29 protein-coding genes and 1 other RNA gene are annotated in these 26,981 nt (G+C 62.9%); 14 read left to right on the top strand and 16 right to left on the bottom strand.

What is annotated here, in order from left to right:
• Positions 1 to 55 precede the first annotated feature (55 nt).
• The gene (locus tag EP7_RS22875) at positions 56 to 5,713 is read right to left on the bottom strand and encodes an Ig-like domain repeat protein (protein WP_463524459.1); all 5,658 of its coding nucleotides are present in this window, start codon (positions 5,711 to 5,713) and stop codon (positions 56 to 58) included.
• A gap of 758 nt (positions 5,714 to 6,471) precedes the next feature.
• Here EP7_RS22875 and EP7_RS22870 point away from each other — a divergent pair.
• From EP7_RS22870 to EP7_RS22860, 3 genes are all read left to right on the top strand, one after another.
• Positions 6,472 to 6,969, top strand: a complete 498-nt coding sequence (locus EP7_RS22870) for a winged helix-turn-helix domain-containing protein (protein ID WP_463524458.1) — start codon at positions 6,472 to 6,474, stop codon at positions 6,967 to 6,969.
• Positions 6,970 to 7,001: 32 nt separating this feature from the next.
• Positions 7,002 to 7,514: a transposase gene (locus EP7_RS22865; RefSeq protein ID WP_463524457.1), complete on the top strand. Its 513-nt coding sequence runs from the start codon at positions 7,002 to 7,004 to the stop codon at positions 7,512 to 7,514.
• A gap of 425 nt (positions 7,515 to 7,939) precedes the next feature.
• Positions 7,940 to 9,087 (top strand): IS3 family transposase gene (locus tag EP7_RS22860; protein WP_463524456.1). Its coding sequence is split into 2 segments (ribosomal slippage): positions 7,940 to 8,213 and positions 8,213 to 9,087, totalling 1,149 coding nucleotides; the frame shifts between segments, so codons are not numbered across the junction.
• A 4-nt stretch (positions 9,088 to 9,091) separates the two neighbouring features.
• Here the strand turns inward: EP7_RS22860 and EP7_RS22855 are convergent.
• Together EP7_RS22855 and EP7_RS22850 are read right to left on the bottom strand one after the other, a co-directional pair.
• On the bottom strand, positions 9,092 to 9,427 hold the full coding sequence (locus EP7_RS22855) for a DsbA family oxidoreductase (protein WP_463524454.1): 336 nt from the start codon (positions 9,425 to 9,427) through the stop codon (positions 9,092 to 9,094).
• On the bottom strand, positions 9,387 to 9,767 hold the full coding sequence (locus EP7_RS22850; RefSeq protein ID WP_463524453.1) for a DsbA family oxidoreductase: 381 nt from the start codon (positions 9,765 to 9,767) through the stop codon (positions 9,387 to 9,389). Before EP7_RS22850 ends, EP7_RS22855 begins: the two co-directional genes overlap by 41 nt.
• Positions 9,768 to 9,966: 199 nt before the next feature.
• On the opposite strand from EP7_RS22850, the gene EP7_RS22845 reads away from it, so the two are divergent.
• From EP7_RS22845 to EP7_RS22835, 3 genes are all read left to right on the top strand, one after another.
• Positions 9,967 to 10,902 (top strand): MBL fold metallo-hydrolase, encoded by a 936-nt coding sequence (locus tag EP7_RS22845; protein ID WP_463524452.1) that lies wholly within the window; start codon positions 9,967 to 9,969, stop codon positions 10,900 to 10,902.
• A gap of 106 nt (positions 10,903 to 11,008) precedes the next feature.
• Positions 11,009 to 11,485, top strand: a complete 477-nt coding sequence (locus EP7_RS22840; RefSeq protein ID WP_463524450.1) for a DUF4385 domain-containing protein — start codon at positions 11,009 to 11,011, stop codon at positions 11,483 to 11,485.
• Between the two features lie 14 nt (positions 11,486 to 11,499).
• Positions 11,500 to 11,856 (top strand): VOC family protein, encoded by a 357-nt coding sequence (locus EP7_RS22835; protein WP_463524449.1) that lies wholly within the window; start codon positions 11,500 to 11,502, stop codon positions 11,854 to 11,856.
• A gap of 20 nt (positions 11,857 to 11,876) precedes the next feature.
• Here the strand turns inward: EP7_RS22835 and EP7_RS22830 are convergent, their stop codons facing one another.
• The 3 genes from EP7_RS22830 to EP7_RS22820 form a co-directional block, all read right to left on the bottom strand.
• Complete coding sequence (locus tag EP7_RS22830; protein WP_463524448.1) at positions 11,877 to 12,200, bottom strand: TfoX/Sxy family protein; 324 nt, start codon at positions 12,198 to 12,200, stop codon at positions 11,877 to 11,879.
• Between the two features lie 46 nt (positions 12,201 to 12,246).
• Positions 12,247 to 12,831, bottom strand: coding sequence for a YdeI/OmpD-associated family protein (locus EP7_RS22825; protein WP_463528456.1), 585 nt, complete (start codon positions 12,829 to 12,831; stop codon positions 12,247 to 12,249).
• Between the two features lie 184 nt (positions 12,832 to 13,015).
• Positions 13,016 to 13,681 (bottom strand): DNA alkylation repair protein, encoded by a 666-nt coding sequence (locus EP7_RS22820; RefSeq protein WP_463524447.1) that lies wholly within the window; start codon positions 13,679 to 13,681, stop codon positions 13,016 to 13,018.
• A 220-nt stretch (positions 13,682 to 13,901) separates the two neighbouring features.
• Between EP7_RS22820 and EP7_RS22815 the strand changes: the two genes are divergently transcribed.
• Positions 13,902 to 14,378 carry a hypothetical protein gene (locus EP7_RS22815; RefSeq protein ID WP_463524446.1) on the top strand — a complete coding sequence of 159 codons (477 nt, stop codon included), beginning with the start codon at positions 13,902 to 13,904 and terminating at the stop codon, positions 14,376 to 14,378.
• A 144-nt stretch (positions 14,379 to 14,522) separates the two neighbouring features.
• On the top strand, positions 14,523 to 14,909 hold the full coding sequence (locus tag EP7_RS22810; protein WP_463524445.1) for a nuclear transport factor 2 family protein: 387 nt from the start codon (positions 14,523 to 14,525) through the stop codon (positions 14,907 to 14,909).
• A gap of 105 nt (positions 14,910 to 15,014) precedes the next feature.
• Here the strand turns inward: EP7_RS22810 and EP7_RS22805 are convergent, their stop codons facing one another.
• The 6 genes from EP7_RS22805 to EP7_RS22780 all read right to left on the bottom strand — a co-directional run bounded on the left by EP7_RS22805 (position 15,015) and on the right by EP7_RS22780 (position 19,162).
• Complete coding sequence (locus tag EP7_RS22805) at positions 15,015 to 15,560, bottom strand: DUF1697 domain-containing protein (RefSeq protein WP_463524444.1); 546 nt, start codon at positions 15,558 to 15,560, stop codon at positions 15,015 to 15,017.
• 119 nt (positions 15,561 to 15,679) lie between these two features.
• Positions 15,680 to 15,847 carry a hypothetical protein gene (locus EP7_RS22800; protein WP_463524443.1) on the bottom strand — a complete coding sequence of 56 codons (168 nt, stop codon included), beginning with the start codon at positions 15,845 to 15,847 and terminating at the stop codon, positions 15,680 to 15,682.
• Positions 15,844 to 17,007, bottom strand: coding sequence for an IS701 family transposase (locus tag EP7_RS22795; protein WP_463524442.1), 1,164 nt, complete (start codon positions 17,005 to 17,007; stop codon positions 15,844 to 15,846). The genes EP7_RS22800 and EP7_RS22795 overlap by 4 nt, the downstream gene beginning before the upstream one ends.
• 387 nt (positions 17,008 to 17,394) lie before the next feature.
• Positions 17,395 to 18,630 carry an ISAzo13 family transposase gene (locus tag EP7_RS22790; RefSeq protein WP_463528455.1) on the bottom strand — a complete coding sequence of 412 codons (1,236 nt, stop codon included), beginning with the start codon at positions 18,628 to 18,630 and terminating at the stop codon, positions 17,395 to 17,397.
• Entirely contained in the window at positions 18,627 to 18,815 is a 189-nt protein-coding gene (locus EP7_RS22785; protein ID WP_463524441.1) for a hypothetical protein, read from the bottom strand. The genes EP7_RS22790 and EP7_RS22785 overlap by 4 nt, the downstream gene beginning before the upstream one ends.
• 164 nt (positions 18,816 to 18,979) lie before the next feature.
• Entirely contained in the window at positions 18,980 to 19,162 is a 183-nt protein-coding gene (locus EP7_RS22780; RefSeq protein WP_463524440.1) for a hypothetical protein, read from the bottom strand.
• Positions 19,163 to 19,541: 379 nt separating this feature from the next.
• Here EP7_RS22780 and EP7_RS22775 point away from each other — a divergent pair, with 379 nt between their 5' ends.
• From EP7_RS22775 to EP7_RS22760, 4 genes are all read left to right on the top strand, one after another.
• Entirely contained in the window at positions 19,542 to 19,937 is a 396-nt protein-coding gene (locus EP7_RS22775) for a helix-turn-helix domain-containing protein (protein ID WP_463524439.1), read from the top strand.
• A 101-nt stretch (positions 19,938 to 20,038) separates the two neighbouring features.
• A complete protein-coding gene (locus EP7_RS22770) occupies positions 20,039 to 20,527 on the top strand; it encodes a hypothetical protein (protein WP_463524437.1) in 489 nt (162 codons plus the stop codon).
• Positions 20,528 to 20,602: 75 nt separating this feature from the next.
• Positions 20,603 to 22,219: an FAD-binding oxidoreductase gene (locus EP7_RS22765; RefSeq protein WP_463524436.1), complete on the top strand. Its 1,617-nt coding sequence runs from the start codon at positions 20,603 to 20,605 to the stop codon at positions 22,217 to 22,219.
• A gap of 89 nt (positions 22,220 to 22,308) precedes the next feature.
• Positions 22,309 to 23,070 (top strand): hypothetical protein, encoded by a 762-nt coding sequence (locus EP7_RS22760; protein WP_463524435.1) that lies wholly within the window; start codon positions 22,309 to 22,311, stop codon positions 23,068 to 23,070.
• A 96-nt stretch (positions 23,071 to 23,166) separates the two neighbouring features.
• Here the strand turns inward: EP7_RS22760 and EP7_RS22755 are convergent, their stop codons facing one another.
• Together EP7_RS22755 and EP7_RS22750 are read right to left on the bottom strand one after the other, a co-directional pair.
• The gene (locus tag EP7_RS22755; RefSeq protein WP_463524434.1) at positions 23,167 to 23,595 is read right to left on the bottom strand and encodes an IS5 family transposase; all 429 of its coding nucleotides are present in this window, start codon (positions 23,593 to 23,595) and stop codon (positions 23,167 to 23,169) included.
• Entirely contained in the window at positions 23,520 to 23,996 is a 477-nt protein-coding gene (locus EP7_RS22750; RefSeq protein ID WP_463524432.1) for a transposase, read from the bottom strand. Before EP7_RS22750 ends, EP7_RS22755 begins: the two co-directional genes overlap by 76 nt.
• A gap of 122 nt (positions 23,997 to 24,118) precedes the next feature.
• Between EP7_RS22750 and EP7_RS22745 the strand changes: the two genes are divergently transcribed.
• Both EP7_RS22745 and EP7_RS22740 read left to right on the top strand, forming a co-directional pair.
• Entirely contained in the window at positions 24,119 to 25,186 is a 1,068-nt protein-coding gene (locus tag EP7_RS22745) for a site-specific integrase (RefSeq protein ID WP_463524430.1), read from the top strand.
• Positions 25,117 to 25,452, top strand: a complete 336-nt coding sequence (locus EP7_RS22740) for a hypothetical protein (protein WP_463524429.1) — start codon at positions 25,117 to 25,119, stop codon at positions 25,450 to 25,452. The genes EP7_RS22745 and EP7_RS22740 overlap by 70 nt, the downstream gene beginning before the upstream one ends.
• Here the strand turns inward: EP7_RS22740 and ssrA are convergent.
• Both ssrA and hisC read right to left on the bottom strand, forming a co-directional pair.
• Positions 25,413 to 25,778, bottom strand: a transfer-messenger RNA (tmRNA) gene (gene ssrA, locus EP7_RS22735). The genes EP7_RS22740 and ssrA overlap by 40 nt on opposite strands.
• Before the next feature lie 129 nt (positions 25,779 to 25,907).
• Positions 25,908 to 26,957, bottom strand: a complete 1,050-nt coding sequence (gene hisC, locus EP7_RS22730; RefSeq protein ID WP_463524428.1) for a histidinol-phosphate transaminase — start codon at positions 26,955 to 26,957, stop codon at positions 25,908 to 25,910.
• Positions 26,958 to 26,981: the final 24 nt, after the last annotated feature.

Raw genomic sequence — 26,981 nt, 5'->3', positions numbered from 1 at the left:
TCATGCATCTGTGTTAAGCGACGAGGAGATCTTTATCATCCAGCAAAATCGACGCTCAGGTGAGATTGACGGGTTTGATCGATCTTGATGACCGACCCGGCGAAAGAGACGGCTTGGAGGTCTGGTCCGAAGCCAGTAAATTCAGGATCTGTTCGGTTCGGCTCAGTTCGACCTGTTCTAATGCAATATCGTGGTATGCAGACATCTTCGAGGATGTTGGTTGAACCATCACTGTGAACTTGGCGTTGGTCGAGATCGGCGGGTCGATGGGAGGAACACCTGAGCCAGGCTTCGACCCGGATACCATCGTATTCGTCGTGGAAACCAAGGAATTCAAGGAGGACTGGGCCGGCGGAGCTGAGACTAGGTTGGGCGAACCGACGACTGTGGAACTGGCTGCTATTGCAGCGGCGTTGACAGTCTGGATCAGAGTGTCGGAGGTACTGGTCAAGAAGGAGGTGTTACCAACGTAAACCGCTCGGATCGAACGGTTACCACTGGCCAGGCTGGAAGTGGTAAAGGTCGCCAACCCAGAGGTATCGAGCGTCACCGAACCGAGTGTGGCCGAGCCATTGTAGAAAGTGACTCGACCGGCGGGCGTCCCACTCCCTGGAGCATCAGCGACAATAGTAGCCGTAAAGGTCACCGCCTGGCCCACGACTGAGGGATTTGACGAGGAGGTGAGCGTGGTCGTTGTGGATGCTTTGCTGACGGTCAATGCAATCGTATCCGAGGTGCTGGTCGCGAAGGAGGGGTTCCCAACATAAGTCGCTCGGATTGATCGGGCACCCACGGCAAGAGATGAGATACTCAAGGTAGCCACGCCGGAGGCATCGAGCGTGCGTGAACCAATATTGGTGGTGCCGTTGAAGAAATTAACTGTTCCTGCGAGGCCCCCGGCCCCTGGAGCGACGACGGTGGCGGTGAAAGTGACGGTCTGGCCGAACACTGTTGACTGTGAAGACGCAACGAGACTCGTGGTAGTAGACGCCTTGCTAACGACTTGCGTGAGTGTGGCTGAGGTGCTGGTGGAGAAGGAAGTGTCCCCAGCGTAGGTCGCCTTGATCGAACGATTCCCGACTGCCAGGCTCGAGATCGTGAAGGTTGCCACGCCCAAGGAATTGAGCGAGGCTGTACCAATAGCGACGGAGCCGTTGAAGAAGGTCACCGTGCCGGTAACATTTCCAGCACCGGGAGAGACGATGGCAACGGTAGCGGTGAGCGTAACAGCCTGGCCGAAGACTGTGGGGGTTAATGACGTGGAGAGAGAGGTCGTCGTTGACGCTTTGCTGACGGTTCTTGTCAGAGTAGCCGAGGTGCTAGTGGCAAAGGTGGAGTCGCCGCCATAAGCTGCTCTGAGCGAGTGGCTTCCCACGATCAGCGAAGTGGTTGTGAAAGTGGCGACGCCTGAAGTATTCAACGAACCTGAGCCGATTGCAGTCGTGCCATCAAAAAAAGTCACCGTTCCGGTCGGCTTGTTCGCACTGCTGGTGCCAACCGTGGCCGTGAACGTGACGGCCTGACCAGCCACCCGCGAGGTAGGTGTCACGGTCAGTGTCGTGGTCGTTGTCACCTGCCCCACAACTGGATTTACGGTTTGAACCAGAGTGGCCGAAGTGCTCGACACCAAATTTATCGATCCGACATAGGCTGCGGTGATCGAGTGGGTACCCAAAATCAGGTTGGAGACGGTGAAAGTAGTCACGCCCGAGGCATCGACCGGCACGGATCCCAGCGTTGTCGATCCATCCCTGAAGACGATGGTACCACTATAAGTACCAACGACATTTAGCGCACTGACGGTAGCTGTGAAGGTCAACGACTGCCCTAGTGCCGAGGGATTGGTCGAGGAGGTCAGAGTGGTCGTCGTGGGCGCAGGAGCCACGGCCTGGCCAAGAGCGGCCGAGGTGCTAGGGGCAAAGGCGGTCGAACCGGAATAGTTTGCCGTGATCGAGTGGGCACCCTCGGCCATGAACACATTAAGGGTGGAGATCACGAAGGTGGCCACGCCGGAGGGGTTGAGCGTCGAGGTTCCCAGGACCGTCGAGCCGTCCAGGAAGGTGACCGTTCCGCCCGGTGTTCCACTGCCCGAGCTCACCGTCGCGGTGAAGGTCACCGCTTGACCAAAGACGGACGGGTTGGCCGACGAGCTCAGCGTGGTCGTGGTACTCTGGATCTGGATCTGATTGACCGTCTGGATCAGAGCGGTGGATGAACTGGACGCGAAGCTGGTCGAGCCGCCGTAACTGGCGGTGATCGTGCGACTGCCCGCAGCCAGGGTGGAGATCACGAAGGTGGCCACGCCGGAGGGGTTGAGCGTCGAGGTTCCCAGGACCGTCGAGCCGTCCAGGAAGGTGACCGTTCCGCCCGGTGTTCCACTGCCCGAGCTCACCGTCGCGGTGAAGGTCACCGCTTGACCAAAGACGGACGGGTTGGCCGACGAGCTCAGCGTGGTCGTGGTCGCTGTAGGTGTTGAAGTCGGGATCGAGAAGACGACGTCAACCCAGTAGTTATTGGAATTGAACGATTGAGTGGGGAACGCACTGGCCCCAGGAGAGAACACGCCGTTCCCACCGGAAGTTCCGCTCGCCGGTGCGGTCAGAGGTCCGTTGGTCATGCCGCTGTTGGCAAAGTATCCGGCGTCCAGGGCATAGCCCCCGGTGTCGGTGTGGTAGGAGGCGATATACGTGGTGTTGGCGGTGATTGGAACAGGCGTGCTGAAGTTAACCTGCTGCCAACCCGTCGTCGTTTCTGCGATGAAGGTGGCTGATGCCAGCAGCGTCCCGCTGGAACTCCACAGTTTTCCAATGTGGGTTCCAGTGTTCGCCGCACCCTTGTAATAACGGATCCCCGTGATCGATCCAGTCACCGACGATTGGAACTTGACCCCCAGTTCGTATGAACTCGAATCGGCAAACGAGGCAATCGAGGGGGTCACCAGGTCGCCCCAGATCGAATAATCAGACGAGGACGAGGTCTGGGCCGTCGTCGTAAAGTTCCAGGACGTTGGAGCCGTGACATTTCCGGATGCGTCCGTCGCTCCGCTCACTGAGACCGTGTAGGTGGTCGAAGGCGAAAGGGGGCTCACGGACGTCAGGAGGGCAACGTTGGTAATCGAGTTGTACGAGACGGTTGATGGAACGATTCCACCCGGCCCACTCAACGTGAAAACAATCGAGGCCGCCGAGACCGATTCACTGAAACCCGCAGTCACGGTTGTGACCAGGGGAACAGAGGTGGCATTAGGCGCAGGCGAGCGACTCACGACCGTGGGTGGCGTCGAATCGATGCCGCCCGAATCGAACACAACATCGACGTAATAGTTCTCGGAATTGTACGTATCCGTAGGGAACGTGCTGGTTGAACTGTACTTGTACAGACCATTTCCAAAGTCGAAGCCATCAGCCAGGGCCTGGAGCGCGCCGTTCGAATACCCACTCCTTTTGAAGAACAAGCTGTCGGACGAGTAGTAGCCCGCGTTGGTGTGATAGGAAACGACGTAGGTCGTATTCGCCTGGATGCTAACCGGGCTTGAGAAGTTGACCTGTTGCCAACCCGTGGCCGATTCATTGACGAATGTGGCTTGAGCCAGAAGCGTCCCAGTACTTGTCCAGAGACTTCCGATGTGGATTCCGGTATTACTGCTCGATTTGTAAAACCTGACGGATGAGATCGTGCCACTTGTACTGGATCGGAATTTCATGCCGAGCTCGATCGATCTCGAGTCGGGCGTGGAAAGCACCCCAGGAATCTTCGTCCCAAAGATCGAGATCGGTCCCTGCGAGGTGATGGTCGTCACCGCACTCGAGAGACCCAGATTCGCGCTGTCATCGACCGAGCGACTGAGGATCGAGACCGACCCGACCTGGTTCGGAGTCCAGCTGTAAGTCCAGTTCGATCGTCCCACCGCCGGGTGCCAGGTCAACCCACCATCCACAGAAACCTCGACCCCGGCCACCACGCCTCCACCGGTATCGATGGCCGTTCCCGAGATGGTGACCGGCACTCCATTTTGTAGAATCGTCCCCGCGACGGGGGAACTGATAGTCGTTGTCGGGGCCGTGGTATCGGTCGAAGCGGTCGCCGCCACGAGCCCCGGCTGAAGCGTTTGCGGTTGAGCGCCCATCTCCGCCAAGAGGTTGACGGTCGCCTGACGCATGGCGGGGTCAGGGGTCACCGCAACGTTGTTGTTGCTCCCGTCCAGGCCCCAGGACCACTGGATGGTCCCCGCCCCAAAAACAAGTGCCCCGCTGGAAGCCCGATACATCGTGATGCTATGGGTTGAGGTGCCCGGCCCGACATCAGTACCCCAGGGAACCAGAACCCGAAAGGACGTATCGAAGGTGGTCGAGGACATCTGGAACAGACCGGCCGGCCGGTATCCGTTGTCCCGATCCTCATTGACCTCGTAACCGACCACATATTGACCAAGCGTGGCCACCTGTCCCGGCGCCAGGTTTGCAACGCTGGTGTTCCGCCAGAATCTCAGCGAGGCGTCGGACGAGGGAACTTGCATACTGATCCCGAGATCCGTAGATGCTCGATCGTTCATGTACATGTTTCCGCTCAGTGCATTTTCCGGACGACCACCGTCGCCCGGAGGACTGTAGCGATTATCTCGCCAGGTGCCGGTCCAGACCCAATTCGGCGAACTGTACAAGGGATCCAAAGGCGAAGCGTTCTTCGAGTCTTTGTAGCAAACGAGAGTTCGGTAAGGAGTTCCGGAACTATCGATGCTGTTCTCCCATCGGGTTTTCCAGAAGCATTCGTTGCCGCTGAAGAAAGCCAGGTTCACCCCCGCGTCGCGGGCCGACTCCACATTTGCTCTTTGATTCCCCGACCAATATTCGTCGTGACCAACAGAAACGAAGGTTTTGTGTGTACGAATTAGACTCCCGTTTCGGTCGCTGTCAACATCGGTGAAATAACTAACATTGTATCCATTTGCCTCAAGCCAACGAACCATCGGGTATTCGGCATGCAGCGGCGAATTGAAGTTGCCGGATCCACCATACGTCGAATCGACGGTCAGAGGGCGATTATAGCTGACCGCGAAGGCCCGACTGGCCGGTAAGGGATCGGTTGTCGAGTACAGGCTATTTCCGCCCCATGTGTTGTAAGCTTGCCAGGTCGTGTCGGAGGTCTGGAAAAGTAGATCCGAACCACCGTCATCATCCCGGACGACGAAGTAGGCCAGGCTGGCTCCTCCTGTATCCTCACGGGTCATACGTGCAAAGTAAATCCCTGAAGTCGCATTCGAGGGAACGGCCCAACTGGCAGAAACGGCCCAATTTCCGGCGTCGACCAACCCTGTCGTGTTGTTCTTCAAGGGATTGGGCTGCACCTGCCTCAGGGTTTGCGACGACGGAATCGTGGAAACAAGACGTGCTCCAAGTCCGGCGTAGTATCCCATCCGATAAATATCGACACGGTAAGGGGCACTATCCGTGTCTTTGATCTTGAAGGAAACTGTCTGTCCCTGATCAACGCTAATGTCGGTGGCGAAGCCTTGGATACTGGAATCACCGGCACCATTGACGTTCCAAACAGTATCGGGCGTTCCGGGAAGTTGATTTTCGGCCACAATCGCATTCACGGCCAATAAGATTCGAGCTTCCAGCATTTCCAGGCTGGTGCTATGCCGCGAAATACTGAAAATCGCTCGTGACCGCAAATTTCGATGAGGATGAGAGTGTATTTTGAAGTTAAACATCTATAAAACCTCGGTATTCCTTAGGAGAAGATGATGAGCAACTTCCGTTCGAAGTGAGGTCGCCTGGTCTAGTTCTACAGAGAAGTCATAAGTAAAAATTAACATAAAAAACTTGTTGCCTTGATCCAAAACCGCCCTCCCGACCGCACTGGGGGAAGAAACAAATAGCGCATGTTCTTGGATCGATCGAAGAGCGATTGATATCTTCCGGCGATTGAGACCAAAAGTGGACAACTAAGGTCCGATCCCGGCGATGTTTGGAACGGAGCATCCTCGAAGGATTTCCGACTCCGACAGGCTCCTTGACCAGCCCTATAAAAGGGTGTAACCCATCTGATAAAGGGATCATCGTCAAGATGAGACGATGTGCGAGCACGAACAGGCCCATCCAGTAGATGGCATCTGGAAGGGTACCGACCTCTGTGCGAAATCCCAGTGCAAGTCAGGGATGATCATTCGAGGGTTAGTGTTTCGGCCTGGGCGAGACCGTGACGAAAAATTGAAAACCTAAGATGTCGATTGGAATTTGTGAGAGATTCGGCCACTTTTTCGTAACTACAAGCCATTGTTCGAGAGCGAGGCCGTAACCAAACGGCCCTTCTTTCGAACAGCGGTGTACGTTACAGCGCGAAAACCGGGGCTGGAGAAACTAATTTATCAAAAAAACTAGGACGGCACGGCTCCCTTGCTCGGGGCCTATTGACGTTCAGGTAGCCCGGTACTTGTCACGCCCGTCGGATCGACTGTAGCATTGGGGGATGAAACCCCGGGGATCCGCCGCCGAACTGGAAGCCCGACGCCGCCTGGCGGTGACGCGGGTCAATGAGGGCTGGAAGCAGAAGGATGTCGCCGCGTTCCTGGGCGTCTCGCTCAAGGCCGTCGGCAAGTGGATGGCCGCCTATCGCGCCGCCGGCGAGGACGGTCTCAAGGGCAAGCCGCACCCTGGGCCCGCTCCGAAGCTGTCGCGCAGGCAGGAGCGGTCGGTCCTCTCCTGGCTGGCCGCCAGCCCCGAGGCCTTCGGATTCAAGACCCGGCTCTGGACGACGCGGAGGCTGGCCGAGGTGATCGCCAAGCGGTACGGCGTCCGCTTCAACTCCAACGACCTGGCCGAGTGGCTCAGCCGCCGCGGCCACTCGCCGCAGAAGCCCGTGACCACGGCGGTGGAACGCGACAACCCGGCCATCGCCCGCTGGGCCGCCGAGGACTGGCCGCGCCTGGAAAAAAAGCCCGGGACGAGCACGCCCACCTCGTCCTGATCGACGAGAGCGGGTTCTTCATCAACCCCACGGTGCGCCGGACCTGGGCCCCGGTGGGGCGGACGCCGGTGCTCACCGGGTTCGGCCGGCACCGCGACAAGGTCTCGACGATCGCCGCCATCAGCGTCGCCCCGGTCCGGCGGCGGGTGGGGCTCTACTGGCGGACCGACCCGGCGCATTCCATCGACACGGCGGCAGTCGTGGCATTCCTGGGGGGCCTGCTGCGACACCTTCGGGGGCGGGTCATCGTGGTCTGGGATGGTGGGAGCAATCACAAGGGCCCGCTGATCCGGGCGTTCCTGTCCCGCTATCCTCGCCTGCATCAGGGGCGGCTGCCGGCCTACGCCCCGGACCTCAACCCGGTGGAGTTCATCTGGGGGCACCTGAAGCACGGCCTGATGGCCAACTTCGTGCCCACAGACGTGCACGACCTGGATCGAGTCATCAACGGCCATCTGGAGCGACTCGGTGGCCAGCCGGCGATGATCCGGTCGCTGTGGAGGGGATCGAAACTCCCCCTCCTCGGCAAGAACCTGGCCACCTGATTGTCAATAGGGGTCGAGGCGGTGCGGCCAACGTTTGATTTCTGACATGCCCCCGAAAGGGTGGACAGTCTTATTCGAGAACTCGGATGCGGCAAGGCTCCCCTTAAATGTGCCCGATTCGCGAGGAAGTCAAGGTTCACCGAGGAGTAGTTCGTCTTCGCGCAGAGGAAGGCCAAGGCAGACCTAGGCGTCGAGAAGACGTGCCGCAAGCCGGGCGTGAGCTAGGCAGCTTACTTCCGCAGGAAGTTCGAATATCGCGAGCTCGGCACTACCGAGCCAAAACGGATGCGGCTCCTCGATGCGGAGAGCCAGAAGCTCAAGCAGCTGGTCGCCGACCTCTGCTTGACAAGCAGATGCTGAATGGACTTTCCCACGGATAGCGGGCGCCGGGTTAAGAGCATAAGCTCGAACCCAGGAGTCCCCCGATGGCGACGACACGACGAACCTTCACACCCGAGTTCAAGGCCCAGGCCGTCAAGCTCGTCAACGAGCAGGGCAAGAGCGTCGCCGAGGTCGCACGCGACCTCGACCTCTCCGAGAGCCTGCTGCGGGGCTGGAAGCGGGCCCCGGCCGAGGGCGGTGACCAGGCCTTCCCCGGCAAGGGGAACCCGCCCGCGCACGAGGAGGAGCTGCGTCGGCTGCGGGCCGAGGTCAAGCGGCTCACGATGGAGCGCGACATCTTGAAAAAAGCGACGGCCTTCTTCGCCAGGGAGTCGTCATGAGGTACGGCTTCGTCGAGCGCCACCGGGATCGATGGCCGGTCCGGCTGATGTGCCGGGTCCTGCGCGTCTCCGCCGGCGGCGACTACGACTGGCGGGGAAGGCCGGACAGCGAGCAGGCCCGGAGGCGCGAGGCCCTGGTCGTCTCGATCAAGGCGATCCACGGCGAAGTGAAGGCCCGCGACGGAAGCCCTCGAATTCACGCCGAGTTGATCGCACGGGGCGAGCCCTGCTGCGTGAACACCGTGGCCAAGCTGATGCGTCGGGAGGGGATCGCCGCCAGGACGAGGCGGAAGTTCCGCGTCACGACCGACTCCAACCACGACCGCCCCGTGGCCGAGAACGTCCTGAACCGCGAGTTCGAGCCGGGGGCCCCGGATCGGGCCTGGACGGCCGACATCACCTATGTGGCCACCGCCGAGGGGTGGCTCTACCTGGCGGCGGTGGAGGACCTCCACTCGCGGCGGATCGTGGGCTGGTCGATGTCCGAGCGGATCGACAGCCGGCTGGTCGTCGACGCCCTGGAGATGGCCTTGGCCGGCCGGCGGCCCGTCGCGGGGTTGGTGACCCATTCGGACCGGGGGAGCCAGTACGCCAGCGAGCACTACCGGGGGGTGCTGGCCAGGCACGGGATCACCGGCAGCATGAGCCGTCGGGCGAACTGCTGGGATAATGCGCCGATGGAGAGCTTCTTCGCGAGCCTGAAAAAGGAGCTGACTCAGGGCGAGAACTTCGCGACGAGGGCGGAGGCGAGGGCGAGCATCTTCGAGTACATCGAGGTCTTCTTCAATCGAGTCCGGCGGCATTCGTCGCTGGGCTACCTGTCACCCGCCGAGTACGAAAAAGCCTCATAAACCGTTAACCCGGCGCTCGCCATTCGTGGGGAAGTCCATCACACGCCTCCCCAGCCACAACCGTCTCGCCCGCCTGCTCGAACGCCTGCAGGAATAGCTCCGGCGGTTGGGCACCGGACAGGGCGACCTTCCCGTTGACGACGAAGAACGGCACGCCGGACACGCCGTGGCGGCGGCCTTGTTCCTCCCCAGCCCGGACGGCATCCAGGCCCGCCTCGCTCGCCAGGAGCCCGTCAACCTCTGCCTTGTCGAGTCCGGCACCGACCGCGATCGCCGAGAGTGTGGCTCGGTCTGACAGATCACGGCCTTCGGTGAAGTAGGCCAGGAACAGGGACTCCACCAACCGCGTCCTGGACGCCACGCTCCCCGGCCAGCCAGATGACCCGGTGCGCGTCGATGGTGTTCGGCGTGCTCGCCATCCGGTCGAAGTTGAACGTAATACCCTCGTTCCGCCCGGCGGCGGCTACCTGGGCGTCAAGTTCCTGCGACCGCTCCCAGCTCCCGAACTTCTTGATTCGGTATCCACGTCGGTCGATGCCCTCGGCGGGCATGTCCGAGTTGAGCTGGAACGGGTGCCAGCGGACCGTGGCAAGGCGGCCATCTAAAGCCTTCTCCAGCCGCCGCTTGCCGATGAAGCACCACGGGCAGATCATATCCGAGATCACGTCGATGGTCAGCATCGTAACACCCGCCCGGTTGAATCGTTCTTCATCAGTCGTATTCTACCAGTCGGGGTAAACGTCCTCACTGGTTGGTCGTTTAGTTCGAGATCAGTTCACCACCGTCGATCAGCCTTCTGCCTCGCCTAAACCCTCGTCCACTTAAACATTTCAGTCAATTGACCATAGTATTCAACCGTGAGTTCCCGCCCTGAGGCCGGTGGCACTAAACACATTGGAGATCGGCACCACGAAGACCTTCCTCTCCCTGGCCTCGCTGTGCCTGATCGCGGCCACGGCGCACGCCCAGACTGACGCAGACCGCGAGAAACCTCTCGGCGAGGAAACCGTGAAGGTTTCCGAGCACGTCTGGCAGATCGTCGGCTGGCCGAACATCGGGTTCGTCGTGGGGGAGAAGGCGACGCTGGTCGTCGACACCGGCCTCGGGCCCCGCAATGGAGCCACGGTTGCGAAGGTGGCCAAGCGACTCGCCCCCGACAACAAGCTCTACCTGACGACGACGCATTTCCATCCCGAGCACGCCGGGGGCGTGGCCGGTTTCCCTGAAGGGACGATCCTGATCCGCCCAAAGGTGCAGCAGGATGAGATGGACAAGCATGGGGAGGAGATGATCCAGCTCTTCTCAAACCGGAACGAGAAGTGGAAGGAGTTCCTCGTCGGCGCCAAGCTTCGTGCCCCCGACAAGACCTTCGACAAGGAGCATGGGCTGGACCTCGGAGGCGGCGTGAAGGCACGACTCCTGTGGTTCGGCGGTGCCCACACCAAGGGCGATGAGCTGATCTTCGTCCTGCCCGACAAGACTCTGATCTCGGGCGACGTCGTGCAGAACAAGGTTGTGCCGAACATCTTCGGCGACGGCGGCACGCCTTCGAGCTGGATCGCCGTGCTCGACCAGGTCGAGAATCTCGGGGCCGAGCACGTCATGCCGACGCACAGCCCCGCCGGCGACGGTTCGCTCGTGGCCAAGGAGAAGGCATTCATCGTCGATCTGCGGACCCGTGGGCTGGCCCTCAAGCAACAGGGCATTGCCGCTGACGAGGCCGGGAAGCAGCTCACCGAGGAGTTTAAAAAGAAGTATCCGGACTGGCCCATCAAGGACGTAACCGGCTTCGTGAAGAGCATCTACGCGGAGTGAGCCTCAAGTCGCTCCACTACCGCCGCGATGACCGGCGGCTTCCCCCGCGATCGGGATTTGGTTCGTCTTTTCCATGCCGGCCCGCGACTTGCGATCTCGATTCGGCATGGACAAGCCGAGCTACCTGAACTTCGACAAGTCGAAATATCACTGGCGTCCTGACGTCGACTACCTGGCGAATCCGGAAGAGTATCGGGTCGGCAAGGGCGAGCAAGGCGTCCTCATCTGCGAGCCGTACAAGGGCGAACTCGTCCCCCATTGGCGGTTCAAGACGCCGGAGATCGCCAGGGCGAGCAGCAAGGCGATCTACAAGCTGTTCCTGGGTTACCTGCGGCAGAATGACTTCGTCGGGGCGGACATGGCCCGGAAGTTCCTCCAGATGGGCTTCACCCGGGCCAGGCGCTACACCAACTACAAGGGCGGCCGGAAATACGACCCGAAGGACAAGCATCAGCTTGAAAAAGGCACGGGCGACCCCGTGAAGGCGGAGTCCGCCCAGATCTTCTTCGACGCCTGGAAGAAGGCCGAGGCGAAGCCCGTCTACGCGAAGATGAAAGCGGAGTGGAAGGAAAAATACGGCTGACTACGGGGGACCTGATGACGATCAAGAACGTGCTGGCCAGCGTCGCGGTCAAAGATCTGAGCGTCGCGTCCGAGTGGTACGAGAAACTTTTCGGCAGGCCCGCCGATTCTAGGCCGATGGGCGAGGTCGCCGAGTGGAAGTCCGAGTGCGGCGGGTGGCTCCAGGTCTACCAACTCCCCGAACGGGCGGGGTCGGGCTCGTTTACCCTCGCGGTGCGCAGCGTTGAGGAGGCCGTGGCCCACCTGGATGCGATGGGCGTCGATACCGGCACCCGTACCTCCGGGGCCAAAGTGAAGACCGTCATGGTCACCGATCCCGACGGCAATCACATCGCCTTTGCCGAGACGTCTGACCCGTCTATGGCTCAATGAGGCGAGGCAGCGATCGGGGTTCACAAGAGTGTCCCGACAAAGTCGATCGCCTGCTGGGTCCATGCTGTCAACTCGCGGTCGCTATCGATGCCATCCGGTTCGACAACTACCCACCCCTTCATCGGTCTGCTGGAGAAATCCATCTCCCTGATATGAGGCTTGACCAAAGCCGTCTTCGCCCCGTCAGGCCCGAGACGCAAAAGTAGGGAGTCCTTGAAGACGCCGACGAGCAGCTTCCCGTTGAGAAGGAAGCATAGTCCGCCGAACATCTTCTTCTCAGTGATGCCACGCTCGCGAGCCAAGGCATCTCGGGTACGGGCAGCCAGGGATTCGCTGAACGCCAAGGGGCACCTCTGGGCGGATGACTGGTCGAGGGGACTTCGGGCGGACTCACCCATCGGACTTCTTCCACGTGAATTGGGGCACCCGCTCCGCCTTGGCCGAGTACGCCACCAGCTTCTCGAATCGCGACTGGCGGGTCTTCTCCTGCTTGGCACTTGCGACCCACCAACTGGCCGCCTTCCGGTAGCCCGCTGGCTGTTTCTCGAAAAACTCCCAAGCGGCCGCGTTTCCGCGAAGAGTCCCGAGATACGGCTCGGTCAGTTCGACGCTTTCCTGCTCGTGGCTATAGATGCCCGAGCGGGCGTCTTTCCGCTTTTCAAACGCGGCCAGACCCGCGGGCTGCATCCGCCCTTGCTCGGTCAGCACCTGGACCTTGGCGATGTTCACCGAACTCCAGATGCTCCCGGCCTTCCGCGGCGTGAACCGGATCGTGTAGCGGTCGGTGTCGACGCCCTTCCGGACGCCGTCGATCCAGCCGAAGCACAAGGCCTCATCAACCGACTCGGGCCAGGTCAAGCTCGGCTGGCCGGTTCCCTTCTTGTGGAAGCCCACAAGCAGGAACTCAGCTTGGTCGTGATTCGCGGCGAGCCAGGCCCTGAAGTCGGCGGGCGTTGCGAAGTAGCTCGGGTCCATCACGACCTCGACGGCGGATTGCTGAAGTTGTTGACCGAGCGATCGAGTCATGCCAGTGTCGGTCTGCTGCTGCGGCGTGGAAGGACACCCGGTGCATCTGGGTTGCATCGTGTCGGCTAATCGTAGGGCATCCCACCCCAACGAGAGAATGGCAAGCCGGTATCAAGCCCGGCCCGCAGCGACCTCACCCCTGCCGCTTTACCATCTCGCCTACCCACACCGGCACATAGGGGGGAGTGCAGCCTTTGGAGACCGGCCAGTCGCGGTACAGGCCGATCTTCTCGCCGATGGAAACCGCGCGATCGCGGAGTTCGGGGTGGTGGATGCCGATCGCGGCGAGCGTGTTATTCATCGTCCACTGGACCTCGGGCATCGCCCTCTGCATCTCTTTCTCGATGCGATCGAGCAAAGCGGGGAGGTCGAGGCCGTCACCAGCCTTGTTCACGCGGCTGGCGGTGAAGTGCCAACCCGCACGGGCGGCCCAGCGATCCTTGGCCTTCATCCACTTCTGACGAAGCGATTCCTTCTCGGTATGCTCTGCGACTACGTAAGAGTTCAGCCAGTCGGCCACCTGGGCGCAGGTGGTGGAGCGAGTCAACTTGTCGACTTCGTCGACGGAGAGCGATTTGGGCTTGATGACCTGCGTGGCGAGGAGCTGGGCTTCGACGTTGCCGGTCTCCCAGAGCTTGAGCGCCAGCTCATGGTCCGTCTTGATCTTCTTGGCCATCGTGCGGATGTCGCCAAGCTTCACGCCGAACTGGTTGTCAGGCGCCCCGGCCTTCGTGTTGTGCTTGCGCCGGGCGTCGTCGCCGAGCGACTCGAGCTGAGCGAGGATTTCATCGACGGTCATGCCGGGCTCCTGGGTCTCGCTTCCTCGGTAGGTCGTCCCGCAACTACTTCAGTGGCGTGATCTTATACCCGAGGGGCTTGATTCGATCGAGTCCGGTCGGGTGTGATCGACGACTGATGCAGCGGACCCTCCCCGCCGCGACAGTTTTTGCTACGATTCAAAGTCGCTCTGGCGGGTTGGTCTGCTGAACTAGGGTGTTCTGCGAACGGAGGGTACGCGGGTGGAGTTCACGCCGGCCACACAAGACGACTTGGCCGGGGTAGATCGGGCAGCCGCCGAGTTCTGCGCCCTGTGGGAGTCTCTGCGGTCGATGCCGTGGTTCGGCGAGCCGTTCGGCGGTGGCCTCGGAGACATTCGGGCGTTGGACTACCTGGACTACGAAGGGATCGGCTACCCGCCTGGCGGGGTGTCTGCGGCAGCACTGGTGTGGGGTCGGGTGCTGGCCCGACAGACCGGCCTGGAATGGGCGAGGTGCAGTCTCGGCGGCCTGTGGCTGTGGTCGGACGTGTCGAACGGCGGGCTGGCCGTCTGGCCGCTGGCCCGCGTGGGCGAAGCCCAGGCCCGGTTCTTTCCGCAGTTCGGCAAGTATGCGGCACTCACCGAGCGTGTGCTGGGCGAGTGCCTGGAGGTTTATTCCGGCTCCGGCGAGATCGAAGGACGACTGGAGCGGTTGCGGGCGGATCTGGTCGGCGAGTAAAGGCACGCCGAACCAGGTGCTGCAGCAGACGGCGGGGCATGATTCGGTTCTGAAACATCAAGCTCACCGGGCCCCCGCCGCCGCTAAGCTTGGTCGCTAAGCCTCGACGGCTGGCTTACTCCATGAGGACGAGGGGACGTTCCGATGAGCGACCGGCCCGACGAGAACAAGCGGCACGTGCTGGAGTTCTACGATCTGATGTTCAACCAGTGCCAGCCATTCGAAGCCGTCGGGCGGTACGTCGGGGCAACCTACACCCAGCACAACCCCGTAGTGGCCGACGGTAAGGACGCCTTCATCGCGTATTTCAGCCGGATGGCTCGGGAGTACCCCGGGAAACACGTGCGATTCGTTCGGGTCATCGCAGAGGGGCCCTACGTCGTCCTGCACTGCCATCAGGTCTGGCCGGGCGGCCCTGACTGGGCGGGAATCGACATCTTCCGCTTGGACGAGGGCGGAAAGATCGTCGAACACTGGGATGTGCTCCAGACGGTGCCCGAGCAGGCAGCCAACGACAACGGCATGTTCTGAGGGGCCTGCGCCAGCCATACCCACGGCAGCCAACGACAACGGCATGTTCTGAGGGGCCTGCGCCAGCCATACCCACATCAGCCGCCGATCATGTGCGACCGATCCCTACCCGGCAGCCATCCTTGCCATTTCCAGCAGCTTGAGCACGGTGTTCCAGTTCCGGGCGGTGTTGGCCACGCCGATGCCCTTGTCGAACTTCTCGGCGAGTTTCGCCGTGCCGAACCCGTTCGGGGTGTGCAGGTAGGCGACTCTCCCGACGACCTCGATCCCCTCGCCATCGACCGCGTGCCCTCGCAGGCCCTGGATAGCTTCCTTGGTGGGTTCGCCTGCCAGGACCGCCGCGTGAAGGTTCTTCCCCGTCTCGAACCCCGGAAATGGGTTGTTCGCGATCAGGACTTCCCACTCCGCCAATGTCGGGGCGTAGATCGCCTTGGTGAACCCGAATTTGTCCTCGCATATCTTCGCGACGGCGGCGATCACCTTCTCCCGCGGGAGGTCACTTCGGAGGACGGCATTGCCGCTGTTGATGTATGTGGCGACGTTCTCGAACCCCGATTCGGTGAGGGTTTCGCGGAGAGGGGCTGTGGGGAGCTGGGTGGCGCCGCCGACTCCACGGAAGAGCAGGATGTAAGCTGTTTTGGTCTTCGGCATGGGCCGATTTTACGCGATTCAGGGCGGTCGGGCGATGCCGTTCCGGCCCGGGCTGTCGTGAACCGAGACGAAGGCGTCTCGGCCCTATCGGGCTTCCATCCCTATTACTACAGTTGTAACTAACCCGGGGGCCCGGCCTCGCGTTTCTTGTAGTGGCAACGCCGCGCGAACGCCTGGTGGGCGCGCCGCCATACCGACCAATCCAGGACCTCGACGGCCTCCGGCAGGCGTCCCCACAGGAGTCGGACCAGGAGCCGACGGGCCTCGGGCACCGTCAGGGCGATCAACTCCGGCTCGTCGGCCGACTTTTTTTGGGCGGTGCGCCGGCAAGTCTCCGGATCGCGGCCAGGACGGCATGGGCCAGCAGGGCCAGGGTGATGTGCCGATGCCAGCCGGTCCAACTCCGCACCTCGTAGTCGGCCAGTCCAGCCTCCTGCTTGGCCGCCTCGAAACCGCCCTCCACCGCCCAGCGAGCCCCGGCGGTCTGGGCCAGCCGGGTTAACGTCGTGCGGCTCGGGCCGGCCGCGATGGAGTACGCCAACTCCTCGCGGCCATCCAGACTCTTGCGCACCAGCAGCCACCGCCTCCATGCCGGGCCCAGGTCGCTGTTGATCTCCAGCCACGCCCAGGCGTACCGCCTCGGCCCCTTGCTGCCCGCCGCGATGGTGATCTTGTGCCAGGCCTGCTTCGGCAACGCTCTGGTCAGGGTGGCGACCGCGGCCTGCCCGGACCCCGCCCAGACATACTGGTTGGCCCGGACCGCCAGCACGTACGGCCGCTTCTGCTCTTCCAGCCACCGCCGCAACTCCCACGCGCCGTAGACCTCGTCGCCGGTCACCCACGCCGCAGGCACCCCGGCCTTGAACGCCCGCTCGAGCATCGCCCTGGCCAGCCGGATCTTGGTCGCGAAGGCGGTCTTCTCCGGGACACCCGCCGCCTTGCACCGCCCGGGGTCGCCGGCCCACTCCTCGGGCAGGTACAGCGTGCGGTCGAGGAACGCGACGCCATGCCGGCTGGCGTACGCGAGGAAGACCCCGACCTGGGCGTTCTCGATCCGGCCCGCGGTGCCGGTGTATTGCCTCGCCACGCCCACCGACTTGGTCCCCTTCTTGAGGAACCCGGTCTCGTCGAGGATCAGCACGGCGTCGGGGTCGCCGAGCGTCTCGACGACGTAGGCCCGCAGGTCGTCGCGGACGGAGTCGGGGTCCCAGTCGGCCCGGCCCATGAGGTACTGGACGCCGTAGGGCGTCTCGTCACCGATCTGCTCGGCGACCTGCCAGGCGTTCTTCCGCTGGACCGGCCCGAGCAGGCCGATGAGATAGGCCCGGACGCGATCGCGGGTCTCGCTTCGAGGAAACCTCGCCCCGATCCGGCGGGCCACCTCGTCGATCTGCCGCCCCCAATCGTGGACGTCCTCGGGGCTGAAGGCGGCATCGGTGCTGGCCATGGTGATCCTCCTCGGGGATTCCATGGCCAAACTACCGGGCTGATCGGTTAGTTGCAACTGTAGTACTATCACGGTTGCCGGTGTTCGAGCAACCAAGCCGATTCGTGCCAGGGCCTCAGCATCCCACACCGCGGCAGGACCGGCTGACCGCCGGTAGAGAGTGGGGGACGTCCCCCATCCGCCACAAGGCCAAGCCCTACGGGTGCCCGGACGACTATTTTACCCGCCGCAAGAGCGGCTCCTCGCGGAACAAAATAGCCGTCCGGTCAGCCTTGCACCGGACTCCCCCCACCAGATGGCATCCATCAGGTTTAAGAGGCGGCCTGCTTCACAAGCCTTCTCTTAAAACCTGACTAATTATTTAACTAGGAGGCTCGCCGAAATAACCTATCCAATATCGGCCTTCGGGATGATCGTGTAATTCCACTCGCCGTGGAATTTGTCTTTCTTGATCGCCAAGCCCTTCATCTGCTCGTCTGTAACCTTCCGGCCGATCGGGTAACTTCCCTCGTCCAACTCGGACCGGATCGACAACCCCGTCTCGGTCGTCGTGTTGCCTATCAGGTTGACGACCACCTCACGGCTCACCAGCGGGCGGCCCCGCCAGTTCTCGATGATGTGGCAGAACATCCGGTGCTCGATTTTGTTCCACTTGCTCGTACCCGGCGGGAAGTGGCACACCGAGATCCGCAAGCCGACCTCGCTGGCGAACCGTTGCAGTTCCATCTTCCACAGGCGGCAGCGACTGCCGTTCGACCCGCCCCCGTCGGCCGTGACCAGCAACCTCGTTGCTTGCGGATACACACGGCGGCTCATGTTCGACCACCATCGCCGCAGCGTCTCCACGGCGAACTCGGCGGTGTCATGGTCGATGCCAACGCCGACCCAGCCGGTGTTGGTCGTCTGGTCGTAGACGCCGTAGGGGATCGCCTTGCCCGGCTCCTTGTCGATGAAGTCGTAGATGTTGACGGCCTCGGGCTCTCCCGAGGGCTGCCACTCCCGCCCGCCGTTGCCGAATCGGCCGATAAGCTCCTTCTTCCTGGCATCCACGGAGACAACCGGCTGCCCTTGCTTCTGGTATGCCTTGACCCGCCGGTTGATGTGCTGGAACTGGGAATCACGGTCGGGGTGATCGCCTCCCTCGATCGTCTTGCGGTTCGACTGGAGGCAGTACCGCGAGGCGTGGAGCAGCCGGTTGACCGACCGTTCGCTCGCCGTATGGCCCTGGGCCTGGAGTTCGGCCGCCAGGTTGGCCGCACTCTTGCACGTCCACCGCAAGGGCGACATCGGGTCGCCACGGGTCACCGGATCGACCAGGATCTCAAGGGCACGTTCGAGCTTCGGGTCGTGCTCGGTCAGCGGCTTCCGCCCGGCCCCTTTCCGCCGCGCCCTCCGGATGTCCTCCACCTGGCCATCGGTTGGCGATGAGCCGTAGAGTTCGCTCAAACCTGATCGGATAGTCATGCGTGACAACCCGGTGGCCTCGGCGACACGGGAGATCCCACCTCGCCCGATCGCATGGGCTTCGGCAGCCGCCCAGAGCCGACGAGCCCGCTCATTGAGCACCGGCTCAAGGCTGGAGAACTTCTCGGCGATGATCGGAACGTCGGGATGAGGCCCTATTCTTCCGACTCGTCGCAATACACCCGACCGGACTGGCAGCCATAGTTCAGCCACACCATCGCACCCGGGTGGTAGACTCGCTCCTCGAAATCCATCAGGTCGCCGGGGTCCTGGGCCAAGGCTCCCCAGAATGCATCGGCAATGGCCCGTTTGACCGCCTCCCCGGGGCCGTCGTTGCTGAACATCAAGGCCGCTCTACCGTAGTGGTCGCTGCAGCGGAAGGGATAGCAAACCGACTGGTCCTCGGTCACGGCGACGAACCCGCTGTAAAGGAGAGACTTCTCGATCTCGGCCGGTTCAGGTGTGAAGCCGAAGACGTTTGGGATACGGGCTCGAACCCAAGCCGCATCTATCCGCTGACTGACCGGAAGGCGGAGGTCCGGCGGTAGCAGATCGCCAGGTTGATCGGACAGTCGGTAATCGAGGCTGAATGAGCTTCCTCGAGTTCGACATGAGCGAGCATGAAGGTGTAATCGTCACGTCGTGCGGGCTTGCCGAAGACGTTCGATAAGACCCCGTATCGAACGTCCATCCGCCACCCTTGGTTGCCGCCTTCGGAAAAACTTTCCAGAGGCACGCTATCGGGTCTGACGGCCCGAGCTTCGCTTGTCTCATCCCGTGACATTCTCCCTGAGTTTCAGGCGAGTTGGAACCACAAACCCCGCGAAAAGTTGTCGCCTCGATTAGACAGGTTATTTTGGCGAGCCTCATAGTGGGTCGTTTGTCTTGCCCGTGACTATAGAACCGACGATCTGCTAGCATTAACGACCTCTGACCCCACGGAGGTCAACGATGTCGCGTCTCAAGAAGGACCCTCCTCGCCCACTCGCCGACGAAGAGGCCGCCTTCCTCCTCCGGATCAGTCGATCGCAGCGCAGACCGAGCCCGCTGCCCGCGTCGCCCGAGCGATCATGCTCCCGGCCGTCGCCCGAGGTGAGGATGATCCGCAGGCCGCCCTCTCCGCCGGGCGGCGTTCCGGCGTCGCCGTCTCGAACCTGGTCGCCCGCTTCAACGCCGAGGGCCTGACCGCCCTCGACCCACGCCACGGCGGCGGGCAACGGCGTACCTATGATCGGGAGGCGACCGAGCGGATCCTCCGCGAGGCACGACGCACGCCGACCCCGGAGGCCGACGGCACGGCGACCTGGAGCCCGACCACCCTGCAGAAGGCCCTCCGCTCGGCACCCGATGGCCTGCCCAAGGTCTCCACCTACACGATCTGGCTGGTCCTCCGCGAGGCCAACTCCTCGCATCAACGCAGCCGCACCTGGTGCCCCACCGGGACCGTCCTCCGCATTCGCAAGTGATGTGGCGGGACGACTTCGCTGGCGACCTCGCCGAGGGCTGGAACGATCGGGGAGAGCCGGGGGGACACGCTCACCGGAAGAAGGTGCGGTCGGCGGGCTCGATGGACACCACTATCTCCGACTTCTCGAAATTCGCCGCCGCCCTGATGCCCGGCGTCGGCCTGAGCACGTCCTCCCGCGCCGAGCTGGCCAGGCCGCAGCTGCACATCACGACACCCAGCCAGTTCCCCACCCTGCCACCCGACCTGCCTGCGGAGAAGCAACGCAGGGACCTGCACGCGGGGCTGGGAGTCATCGCCTTTGACGGACCGCAGGGCCCCGGCTTCTACAAGGGCGGCCACGACAACCAGTCCGCCAACACCATGGTCTGCATCGAGAAGGGCCGGCGCTGCGTGCTCATCCTGTTCAACGACGTCCGCTCCGAGGCGGCGTTCGCCGGTCTGGTGAAGTTCATCATCGGCGAGACTGGCGTGCCCTATGAGTGGGATAAGGCGACTCCCCGGGAAGGTCGTGAGCGGGGTTTTCCGCCTGAGCGATGTTGGGGCTGTTTCCCAGGGAGAGATGAGTGGAAGCCATCGGAGCGTCGGTGAGCTTGGCGGGGGCGCTGCGGGTCAACGGATTTCGCCTTTTTCGTTTGACCCGTGGATGCGGCAGGCCTCTAATGCGTGTTCGGCGATCCGAGCAAAAACCCAGATAACGAGGTCAACCCTCATCTGGGAAATCCCGGCTCGTTTCACAGCCGGAGCTTACAAGTCGCTGAGTGCCATTCCCCTTCGTCCCTTTTGGACCCTCCACCCATCGTGAAACGGCCCACCCGACGCGACTTCATCGAACGGACCGCCGCTCTCACAGGTAGCCTCGGATACGCGGCGAGTTGTGGGAGGCTCCTTGCTGCTGGGGAGAATGAGGTTGGTTCGGACGTGTTCGAGCGGCTCCGCTCGAAGCTGAAGGGCCGTCTCATCCTGCCGGGTGATTCCGTCTATGAGAATGCCCGGCGGGTGTTCTACTGGAACCCGAGGACGGAGCGGGTACCTGTTGCCGTCGTACAGTGCGGCCACGAGGACGATGCAACCCGCGCAGTTGAGTTTGCGCGGCGCCACGAACTCGAAGTTGCCGTCCGCGCGGGTGGCCACAGCCATCTTGCGTGGGGCAGTTCCAACGGCCTGGTCATTGATCTTTCCCCGCTCAAACAAATCACGATCGATGCAGATCGTCGCATCGTGCGCGCTCAGGCGGGCGTCCTGAGCGGGGAAGTCGCGCGCGTTGCAGGCCGGCACGGCCTCGCCCCTGTCCTGGGCCAGTGCCCGGGCGTTGGCGCTACCGGCCTCACGCTAGGCGGCGGGCTCGGCTGGCTCTCGGGGCTCTTCGGCGCCTCCTGCGACAACCTCCTTTCCGCTCGCCTCGTCACCGCCGACGCCCGTACGCTGGATGTGAACCAAGAGACTGATCCCGAACTGTTCTGGGCCCTCCGCGGCGCCGGTGCGAACTTCGGCGTCACGACGTCATTCGAGGCCAGGCTTTATCCCGTCGGCTCGGTCGTTGCCGGCGACGTCCATTACGCCGTTCACGACGCACGCGCCGTCCTGCGCGGCTTCCGCGAACTCATGCACGGGGCGCCCGATGGGTTCCAGGCGACGCTCAACCTGACCCCGGGCGAACGCGGCATCTTCCTCAGCCTTTGTCACGCCGGCGCCGAGGAAGAAACGGAACAGATTCTTCGGACGCTCCGCTCGTTTGCGTCTCCGACCAAGGAAGCGGTGCAACGCCAGCCCTTCGCCACCCTCGCCGAGAAAGCACCTGCAACGAATCCGGGCAACAGCCCGCCGCCGGCGTTCCGCTCCATCCAGACCGTCTACCGGGACCGCCTCACCGACGAGATCATCGACATCTACGTCGACCAGCTCGCCCACGCTTCGCCCGATACGATCATGGGCCTCAGCCACTACATGCACGGCGAGGTCTGCCGGGTGAAGCCCGACGCGACCGCCTTCCCGCATCGCCAGGCCCACTCCGTCCATCTCCGCGTCGCCTACAACTGGAACGATCCTCAAGCAAACGAAAAGCGGTTGGCCTGGGGGGACGAGTGGCTGCGCCTGCTCCGTCCCGCCTCGGACGAACGCATCTACGCCAACTACCAGACCTACGAGACCAAGGCGGGCTCGCCATCGGTGTTCGGCCCGAATCACCGCCGGCTCCTGGCCCTCAAGAACCAGTTCGATCCCACGAACTTCTTTCGAAGGAACGCTAACATCGCCCCTGCCAACTCCCCGGCTCCGTCCTGAGCCCAGCCCACTTGGTGAACCATGGGCTGTTCCTGGTGCCGCGGTGACGGATAATCGGCTTCCGGGAACCAACTACCCGGAGACCAGCCATGCCCGCGACTCCCACCGGCCCCATCCTGCTCTTCAATGGCCATACAACAAAGATCGAGATCCCGAGCCGCCCGGAGTACAGCCTGGCTCCCCGCCACACGCTCACCGTCTCGGCGTGGATCCGGCCCGACACGCTCGAGTTCCCGCATGCGGAGAGCACGGGCTACGTTCACTGGATGGGCAAGGGCGAATCGGGCAGGCAGGAATGGGCCTTCCGAATGTATTGTCTCACCACGACGGATCGCCCGCCGAGGCCGAACCGGACCAGCTTCTACGTCTTCAACCCGGCAGGCAACCGAGGCACGGGCAGCTACGAGCAAGAGACCGACCGGCCCGGGGAGTGGATGCACCTGGTCGGAGTGGCCGATGCCGGCTGCACGCATTTTCACAAGAACGGTCGGTTCCGGGATTGCGACGTCTACCGGGAAGCGAGAAAGGGCGAGTGCGTCGGGCACCCGAACGTCGAGGAATGCGACGCCAGCGGCGATCCCGTGGAGCCCGAAGCCAAAGACGCGATGCTCAGGATCGGCACGCGGGACGGGAGAAGCCATTTCCTCGGCGCCATCGCCCGGGTGCGGATCTGGCAGCGACTCCTGAGCGACGACGAGATTACGGCGCTGTACGCGTCGGGCGAGCTGCCGCCGGGTGACGACCTGGTAGCCGAGTTCCTGCTGAACGAGGGGATGGGAGATCAGGCGACCGATAGTTCGAGGCTGGCCAACCACGGTCAGATCATTGGCGGTACGTGGGGAGCGGCGTGAGGGGGCGGGAGAGGTCCGCCCCAAAGCGCAGGAAGGAAATTTGCGATCACCAGACCGGCCGGGGCGTACTCCGGCGATGATAGGCTAGAAGTAGTTTCATAACTTCCGCATCGTGATCAGCATGCAGGCCAGGTGAAAGAACGCCCGGTAGATTCGCGGCGTCCGCTCGTGCCGGACCAGGAGCCGGCGGAAGTTGCCCAGCCAGGCGAACGTCCGCTCGACCCGCCACCGCCACCTGTAGTAACGACGCAGCCGGCCCGCCCGCTGCGTCGCCGGCCTCCTGCGGTTCCTGCGGTGCGGGCAGACCATCTCGATCCCCCGCGCGGCCAGCCGGTCCCGCAGCGGGTCGCTGTCGTAGGCCCGGTCCAGGATCAGCAGCCTCGGGCGTGGCGTCGTCCCATCCCGCCGGCGCTTGATGCTCACGTTGTCGAGCGTCCGCTCCAGGAGCGTCACCTCCGATGGGCGGGCCGAGTCGAGGTGGCAGGCCAGCGGGACGCCGTCGCCGTCGCCGTCGACGACGAGCATCCATTTGGTCCCCTTGCCCTTCTTGGTGGGACCGACGCCGTCGCCCCCTTCTTCGCCGGGGCGAAGGACCCATCGGCGCAGCACTCGTCCCATCGCAGCCGCATCCGGTCGTCGAGCGCGCCGAGGAAGGCCCGCCGGGCGGCGACCCAGGTGCCGTCGGCCTCGCACGCGGAGATCCGCCGCCAGCAGGTCGCCGGCGCCGGGAAGCCCTCGGGCATCGCCCTCCATCGGGCGCCGTTGCGGAGGATCCAGAGGATGCCCTCGACGACCGGGCGGTTGGGGACCGGCCTGGGACCGCCCCTGGCCGAGGCCCGGGGCTCGGGGAGGTGGGGTGCGAGCAGGGCCCATTCCTCGTCGGCCAGCTCGGGCTGGCGGATGCAGATGATGCGTTTGCGGGCCATGCGACGCCTCGCGGGGTGGAGACATCGCACACAAAGGGTTGATGTGACGGAAGTTGCGTGAAGACGGTTATGAAACAGCCTCTAGTCACCCTGCCGTCCTCTTCGCCCCAGGAGTCTTCCTCATGGCATCGATTTATAAGCGGCCCGCGGACAAGTGTAAGAAGAACAAGCCCTGGCTCATCGAATACGTCGACGCCGACGGGAAGCGGGCTTACGCCAAGGGCTTCACTGATAAAGGGCTGACCGAGCAGCTGGCGGCCAAGCTCGAGAACGAGGTCGTGCTCCGCAAACGGGGGATGATCGATCCCGTCCAGGAGCGGACGCTCGCGATAAAGAAGTCACCGATCGCCGAGGCACTCACCGCCTTCGAGCGGTCGCTCGACAACACCACCCCCAAGCACATCAAGTTGACCATGACGCGGGTGCGCACTCTGGTCGAGGCCTCGGGGGCGAAGACCATCGGGGAACTGGATGCGGAGCAAGTCGAGGACGCCCTGAAGAAAATCCGGCTGGCCAAGGATCTGGGGAAGTGGACCTACAACCACTATCTCCAAGCCATCGACGAGTTCGGCAAGTGGCTGGTCTCGACGAAGCGTCTGCCGACGAATCCTGTAGCCGGGATCGACCGACTGAACGCCGAGACTGATGTCCGTCACAAGCGGCGGTCCCTCTCGGCCGAGGAGATGGGCCGCCTGGTCCGGGCCGCCCGAGAGTCGGGCGTCGAGGTCCAGGGGTACTCCGGCGAGCTGCGTGCACGCGTGTGCCTTATGTCGTTCTTCACGGGGCTCCGGCGTCTGGAACTCGGCAGCCTCACGCCCCGATCGTTCCGGCTCGACGACGAACAGCCCACGCTGGTGGTCGAGGCCTCCTGCTCGAAGCATCGCCGGAAGGACACCCTGCCGATGCACCCGGAACTGGTTGCACTGGTGCGTGAGTGGACGCTCGACCTCGGCCGGAGGAAAATCTCCCCGAGGCTGGCCCGGAAGAAGACCTACACGATGGTCCAAAAGAACCTGGTCCGGGCGGGCATCCCCTACGAGACCCACGAGGGCCTGGCCGACTTCCACGCCGCCGGTCGGCATTCCCACATCACTGGCCTGATGTCCTCGGGGCGTCGATCATGGAGGCGAAGGAACTCGCCCGCCACGCCGACATCCGCCAGACGGCGAAGTACACCCATATCGGGATGATGGACCGGGCCAGGGCGCTGGGCAACCTGGTCACGCCGGACACATCCGATTCCGTTGAATTGTCGGGAATGTGTCGGGTTTCGGGCGGCGTCGCGGGTCAGGAGGTGTCAGCGGCTGGCAGCGAGGACGACGAGGGCGAGGGCTTCGAAAACGAACAAACCCCGGGATTGCCGGGGTTTATGTCGTCTTCTGACGCCGCCAGTCAGGAGCTGGCATTTGGCGTAAGTAGTGGAGGCGGCGGGAATTGCACCCGCGTCCCGAGATGATTCAAACGCAGCGTCTACGTGTGTAGCCGTCTCTTTGATTTTCGTCCTGTTGACCCCTGACGACCGGGTTCACTTCGGCTTAGTCTGTCAAGTCTAACCCGAGCCCAGACAGACGGCGTGGCTCAAGCGATCCCGCATTAGCGTCTCCGGACAAACCTAGCGGGAGAAGGCTTGTCGCGAAGTCTATCTGGCTGCTTTAGGCAGCGAGACGGAGAGAGGGAGTCCTCTCGGCAGATAAAATTTGGTCCGCTTTTTACGAGGCCTGCTGACCAACCTCGACACGCAGCTTACGTCATCCACAATCCGGTCGATCCTAGTTCGCCCCCGATTGCACGATGGATTATACGGGGCCTGCCGCCGTAATCAATGCGTCTCGCGCAGGAACCTCGACGGTCTGGCTAGGTTCGGACGGCGGCGAATTCGGATTGAGTGAGTTGGGGATTGATAAGATGACCTCATGGGCGGGTCAAATCGGCGTGGACTTCGAGGAAGTGGTCGACCTGCTCGTCAGTACCCACGGTGATGCGCAGGCCGTCGTCGTAGCCGGGGTAACGCATAAGGCGGACGAGGATCCCTCGGGATTTCAGAGCCTCGTAGAGTGGGGCAGCCGGGGGGCCACCGGTGCACCAGGCGAAGTTGGCTTGGGTATCGGGGACAGTGTAACCGCGACGACGCATGGTCTCGACGAGCCGGGCGCGGGTGGCGAGGATCAGGGCGCGGGTTGTTCCGAGGTAGGGCTGGTCGTCGAGGGCCGCAGTGGCTCCGACCAGGCTCAGGAGGTCGCAGTTGTAAGAGTCTTTGACCTTCGAGAGTCCATCGACGATCTCGGGACGCGCGATGAGGTAGCCAAGGCGCAGGCCGGCCAGGCCGTAGCCCTTGCTCAGGGTTCGGGTGACGATGACGTTTGGGTGATCGGCGATCAGGGCGATGCAGTGGAGGTCGGCGAAGTCTCCGTAGGCTTCATCCACGATCAACGGGCAGGGAAGCTTGTTCGCCAGGTCGGACACCTCGTCGGGGGTGAGCATCGTGCCCGACGGGCTGTTTGGATTTGCTAGGTAGGCAAGCCTGGCCTCGGGATGAGCGAACCTGGAGTGATCGAGACGCCAGGTGGAATCGAAGGGGACTTCCAGGAAACGTCCGCCCTGGATCTCGATCAGAGTGCGATAGAGGATGTAGCTGGGGGTGGGTGCGACGGCCAGTTGGCCCTGGCCGACGAAGGCACGGGTGAGGATCGTCAGGAGGTCGTCGGAGCCATTTCCGGCCAGGATCATCTCAGGGGAAACGCCGTGCAGCCGCGCGGCGGCTTTGCGGAAGTCGGTGCCGACGGGGTCGGGGTACCGTCGGAGGGGCTCGCCCAGGGACGCGGCGATGGCTTCGGCCACGCGAGGCGAGGGGGGGTATGGATTCTCATTTGTGTTGAGTTTGGTCACGCTCCCGCCCCTCGGCTGCTCGCCGGGAACGTAGCCTTGCATCCGGTCGATTTCGGGGCGGAAGTAGCTGCTCATCCCTGGGCCTCGTTGAACGCGTTG

Source organism: Isosphaeraceae bacterium EP7, assembly GCA_038400315.1.
Lineage (GTDB): Bacteria > Planctomycetota > Planctomycetia > Isosphaerales > Isosphaeraceae > EP7.
The sequence above is the reverse complement of the archived record's forward strand: the minus strand, read 5'-3'. Positions and strand labels throughout refer to the sequence as shown.

Excerpts from the sequence above, each read along its gene's own strand:
- EP7_RS22875 (WP_463524459.1), bottom strand. The coding sequence starts at position 5,713 with ATGTTTAACTTCAAAATACACTCTCATCCTCATCGAAATTTGCGGTCA.
- EP7_RS22870 (WP_463524458.1), top strand. The coding sequence starts at position 6,472 with ATGAAACCCCGGGGATCCGCCGCCGAACTGGAAGCCCGACGCCGCCTG.
- EP7_RS22850 (WP_463524453.1), bottom strand. The coding sequence starts at position 9,767 with ATGCTGACCATCGACGTGATCTCGGATATGATCTGCCCGTGGTGCTTC.
- EP7_RS22840 (WP_463524450.1), top strand. The coding sequence starts at position 11,009 with ATGGACAAGCCGAGCTACCTGAACTTCGACAAGTCGAAATATCACTGG.
- EP7_RS22835 (WP_463524449.1), top strand. The coding sequence starts at position 11,500 with ATGACGATCAAGAACGTGCTGGCCAGCGTCGCGGTCAAAGATCTGAGC.
- EP7_RS22825 (WP_463528456.1), bottom strand. The coding sequence starts at position 12,831 with ATGGACCCGAGCTACTTCGCAACGCCCGCCGACTTCAGGGCCTGGCTC.
- EP7_RS22820 (WP_463524447.1), bottom strand. The coding sequence starts at position 13,681 with ATGACCGTCGATGAAATCCTCGCTCAGCTCGAGTCGCTCGGCGACGAC.
- EP7_RS22810 (WP_463524445.1), top strand. The coding sequence starts at position 14,523 with ATGAGCGACCGGCCCGACGAGAACAAGCGGCACGTGCTGGAGTTCTAC.
- EP7_RS22805 (WP_463524444.1), bottom strand. The coding sequence starts at position 15,560 with ATGCCGAAGACCAAAACAGCTTACATCCTGCTCTTCCGTGGAGTCGGC.
- EP7_RS22795 (WP_463524442.1), bottom strand. The coding sequence starts at position 17,007 with ATGGCCAGCACCGATGCCGCCTTCAGCCCCGAGGACGTCCACGATTGG.
- EP7_RS22785 (WP_463524441.1), bottom strand. The coding sequence starts at position 18,815 with ATGTTCAGCAACGACGGCCCCGGGGAGGCGGTCAAACGGGCCATTGCC.
- EP7_RS22780 (WP_463524440.1), bottom strand. The coding sequence starts at position 19,162 with ATGGACGTTCGATACGGGGTCTTATCGAACGTCTTCGGCAAGCCCGCA.
- EP7_RS22775 (WP_463524439.1), top strand. The coding sequence starts at position 19,542 with ATGCTCCCGGCCGTCGCCCGAGGTGAGGATGATCCGCAGGCCGCCCTC.
- EP7_RS22770 (WP_463524437.1), top strand. The coding sequence starts at position 20,039 with ATGGACACCACTATCTCCGACTTCTCGAAATTCGCCGCCGCCCTGATG.
- EP7_RS22760 (WP_463524435.1), top strand. The coding sequence starts at position 22,309 with ATGCCCGCGACTCCCACCGGCCCCATCCTGCTCTTCAATGGCCATACA.
- EP7_RS22755 (WP_463524434.1), bottom strand. The coding sequence starts at position 23,595 with ATGCTCGTCGTCGACGGCGACGGCGACGGCGTCCCGCTGGCCTGCCAC.
- EP7_RS22750 (WP_463524432.1), bottom strand. The coding sequence starts at position 23,996 with ATGGCCCGCAAACGCATCATCTGCATCCGCCAGCCCGAGCTGGCCGAC.
- EP7_RS22745 (WP_463524430.1), top strand. The coding sequence starts at position 24,119 with ATGGCATCGATTTATAAGCGGCCCGCGGACAAGTGTAAGAAGAACAAG.
- EP7_RS22740 (WP_463524429.1), top strand. The coding sequence starts at position 25,117 with ATGGAGGCGAAGGAACTCGCCCGCCACGCCGACATCCGCCAGACGGCG.
- hisC (WP_463524428.1), bottom strand. The coding sequence starts at position 26,957 with ATGAGCAGCTACTTCCGCCCCGAAATCGACCGGATGCAAGGCTACGTT.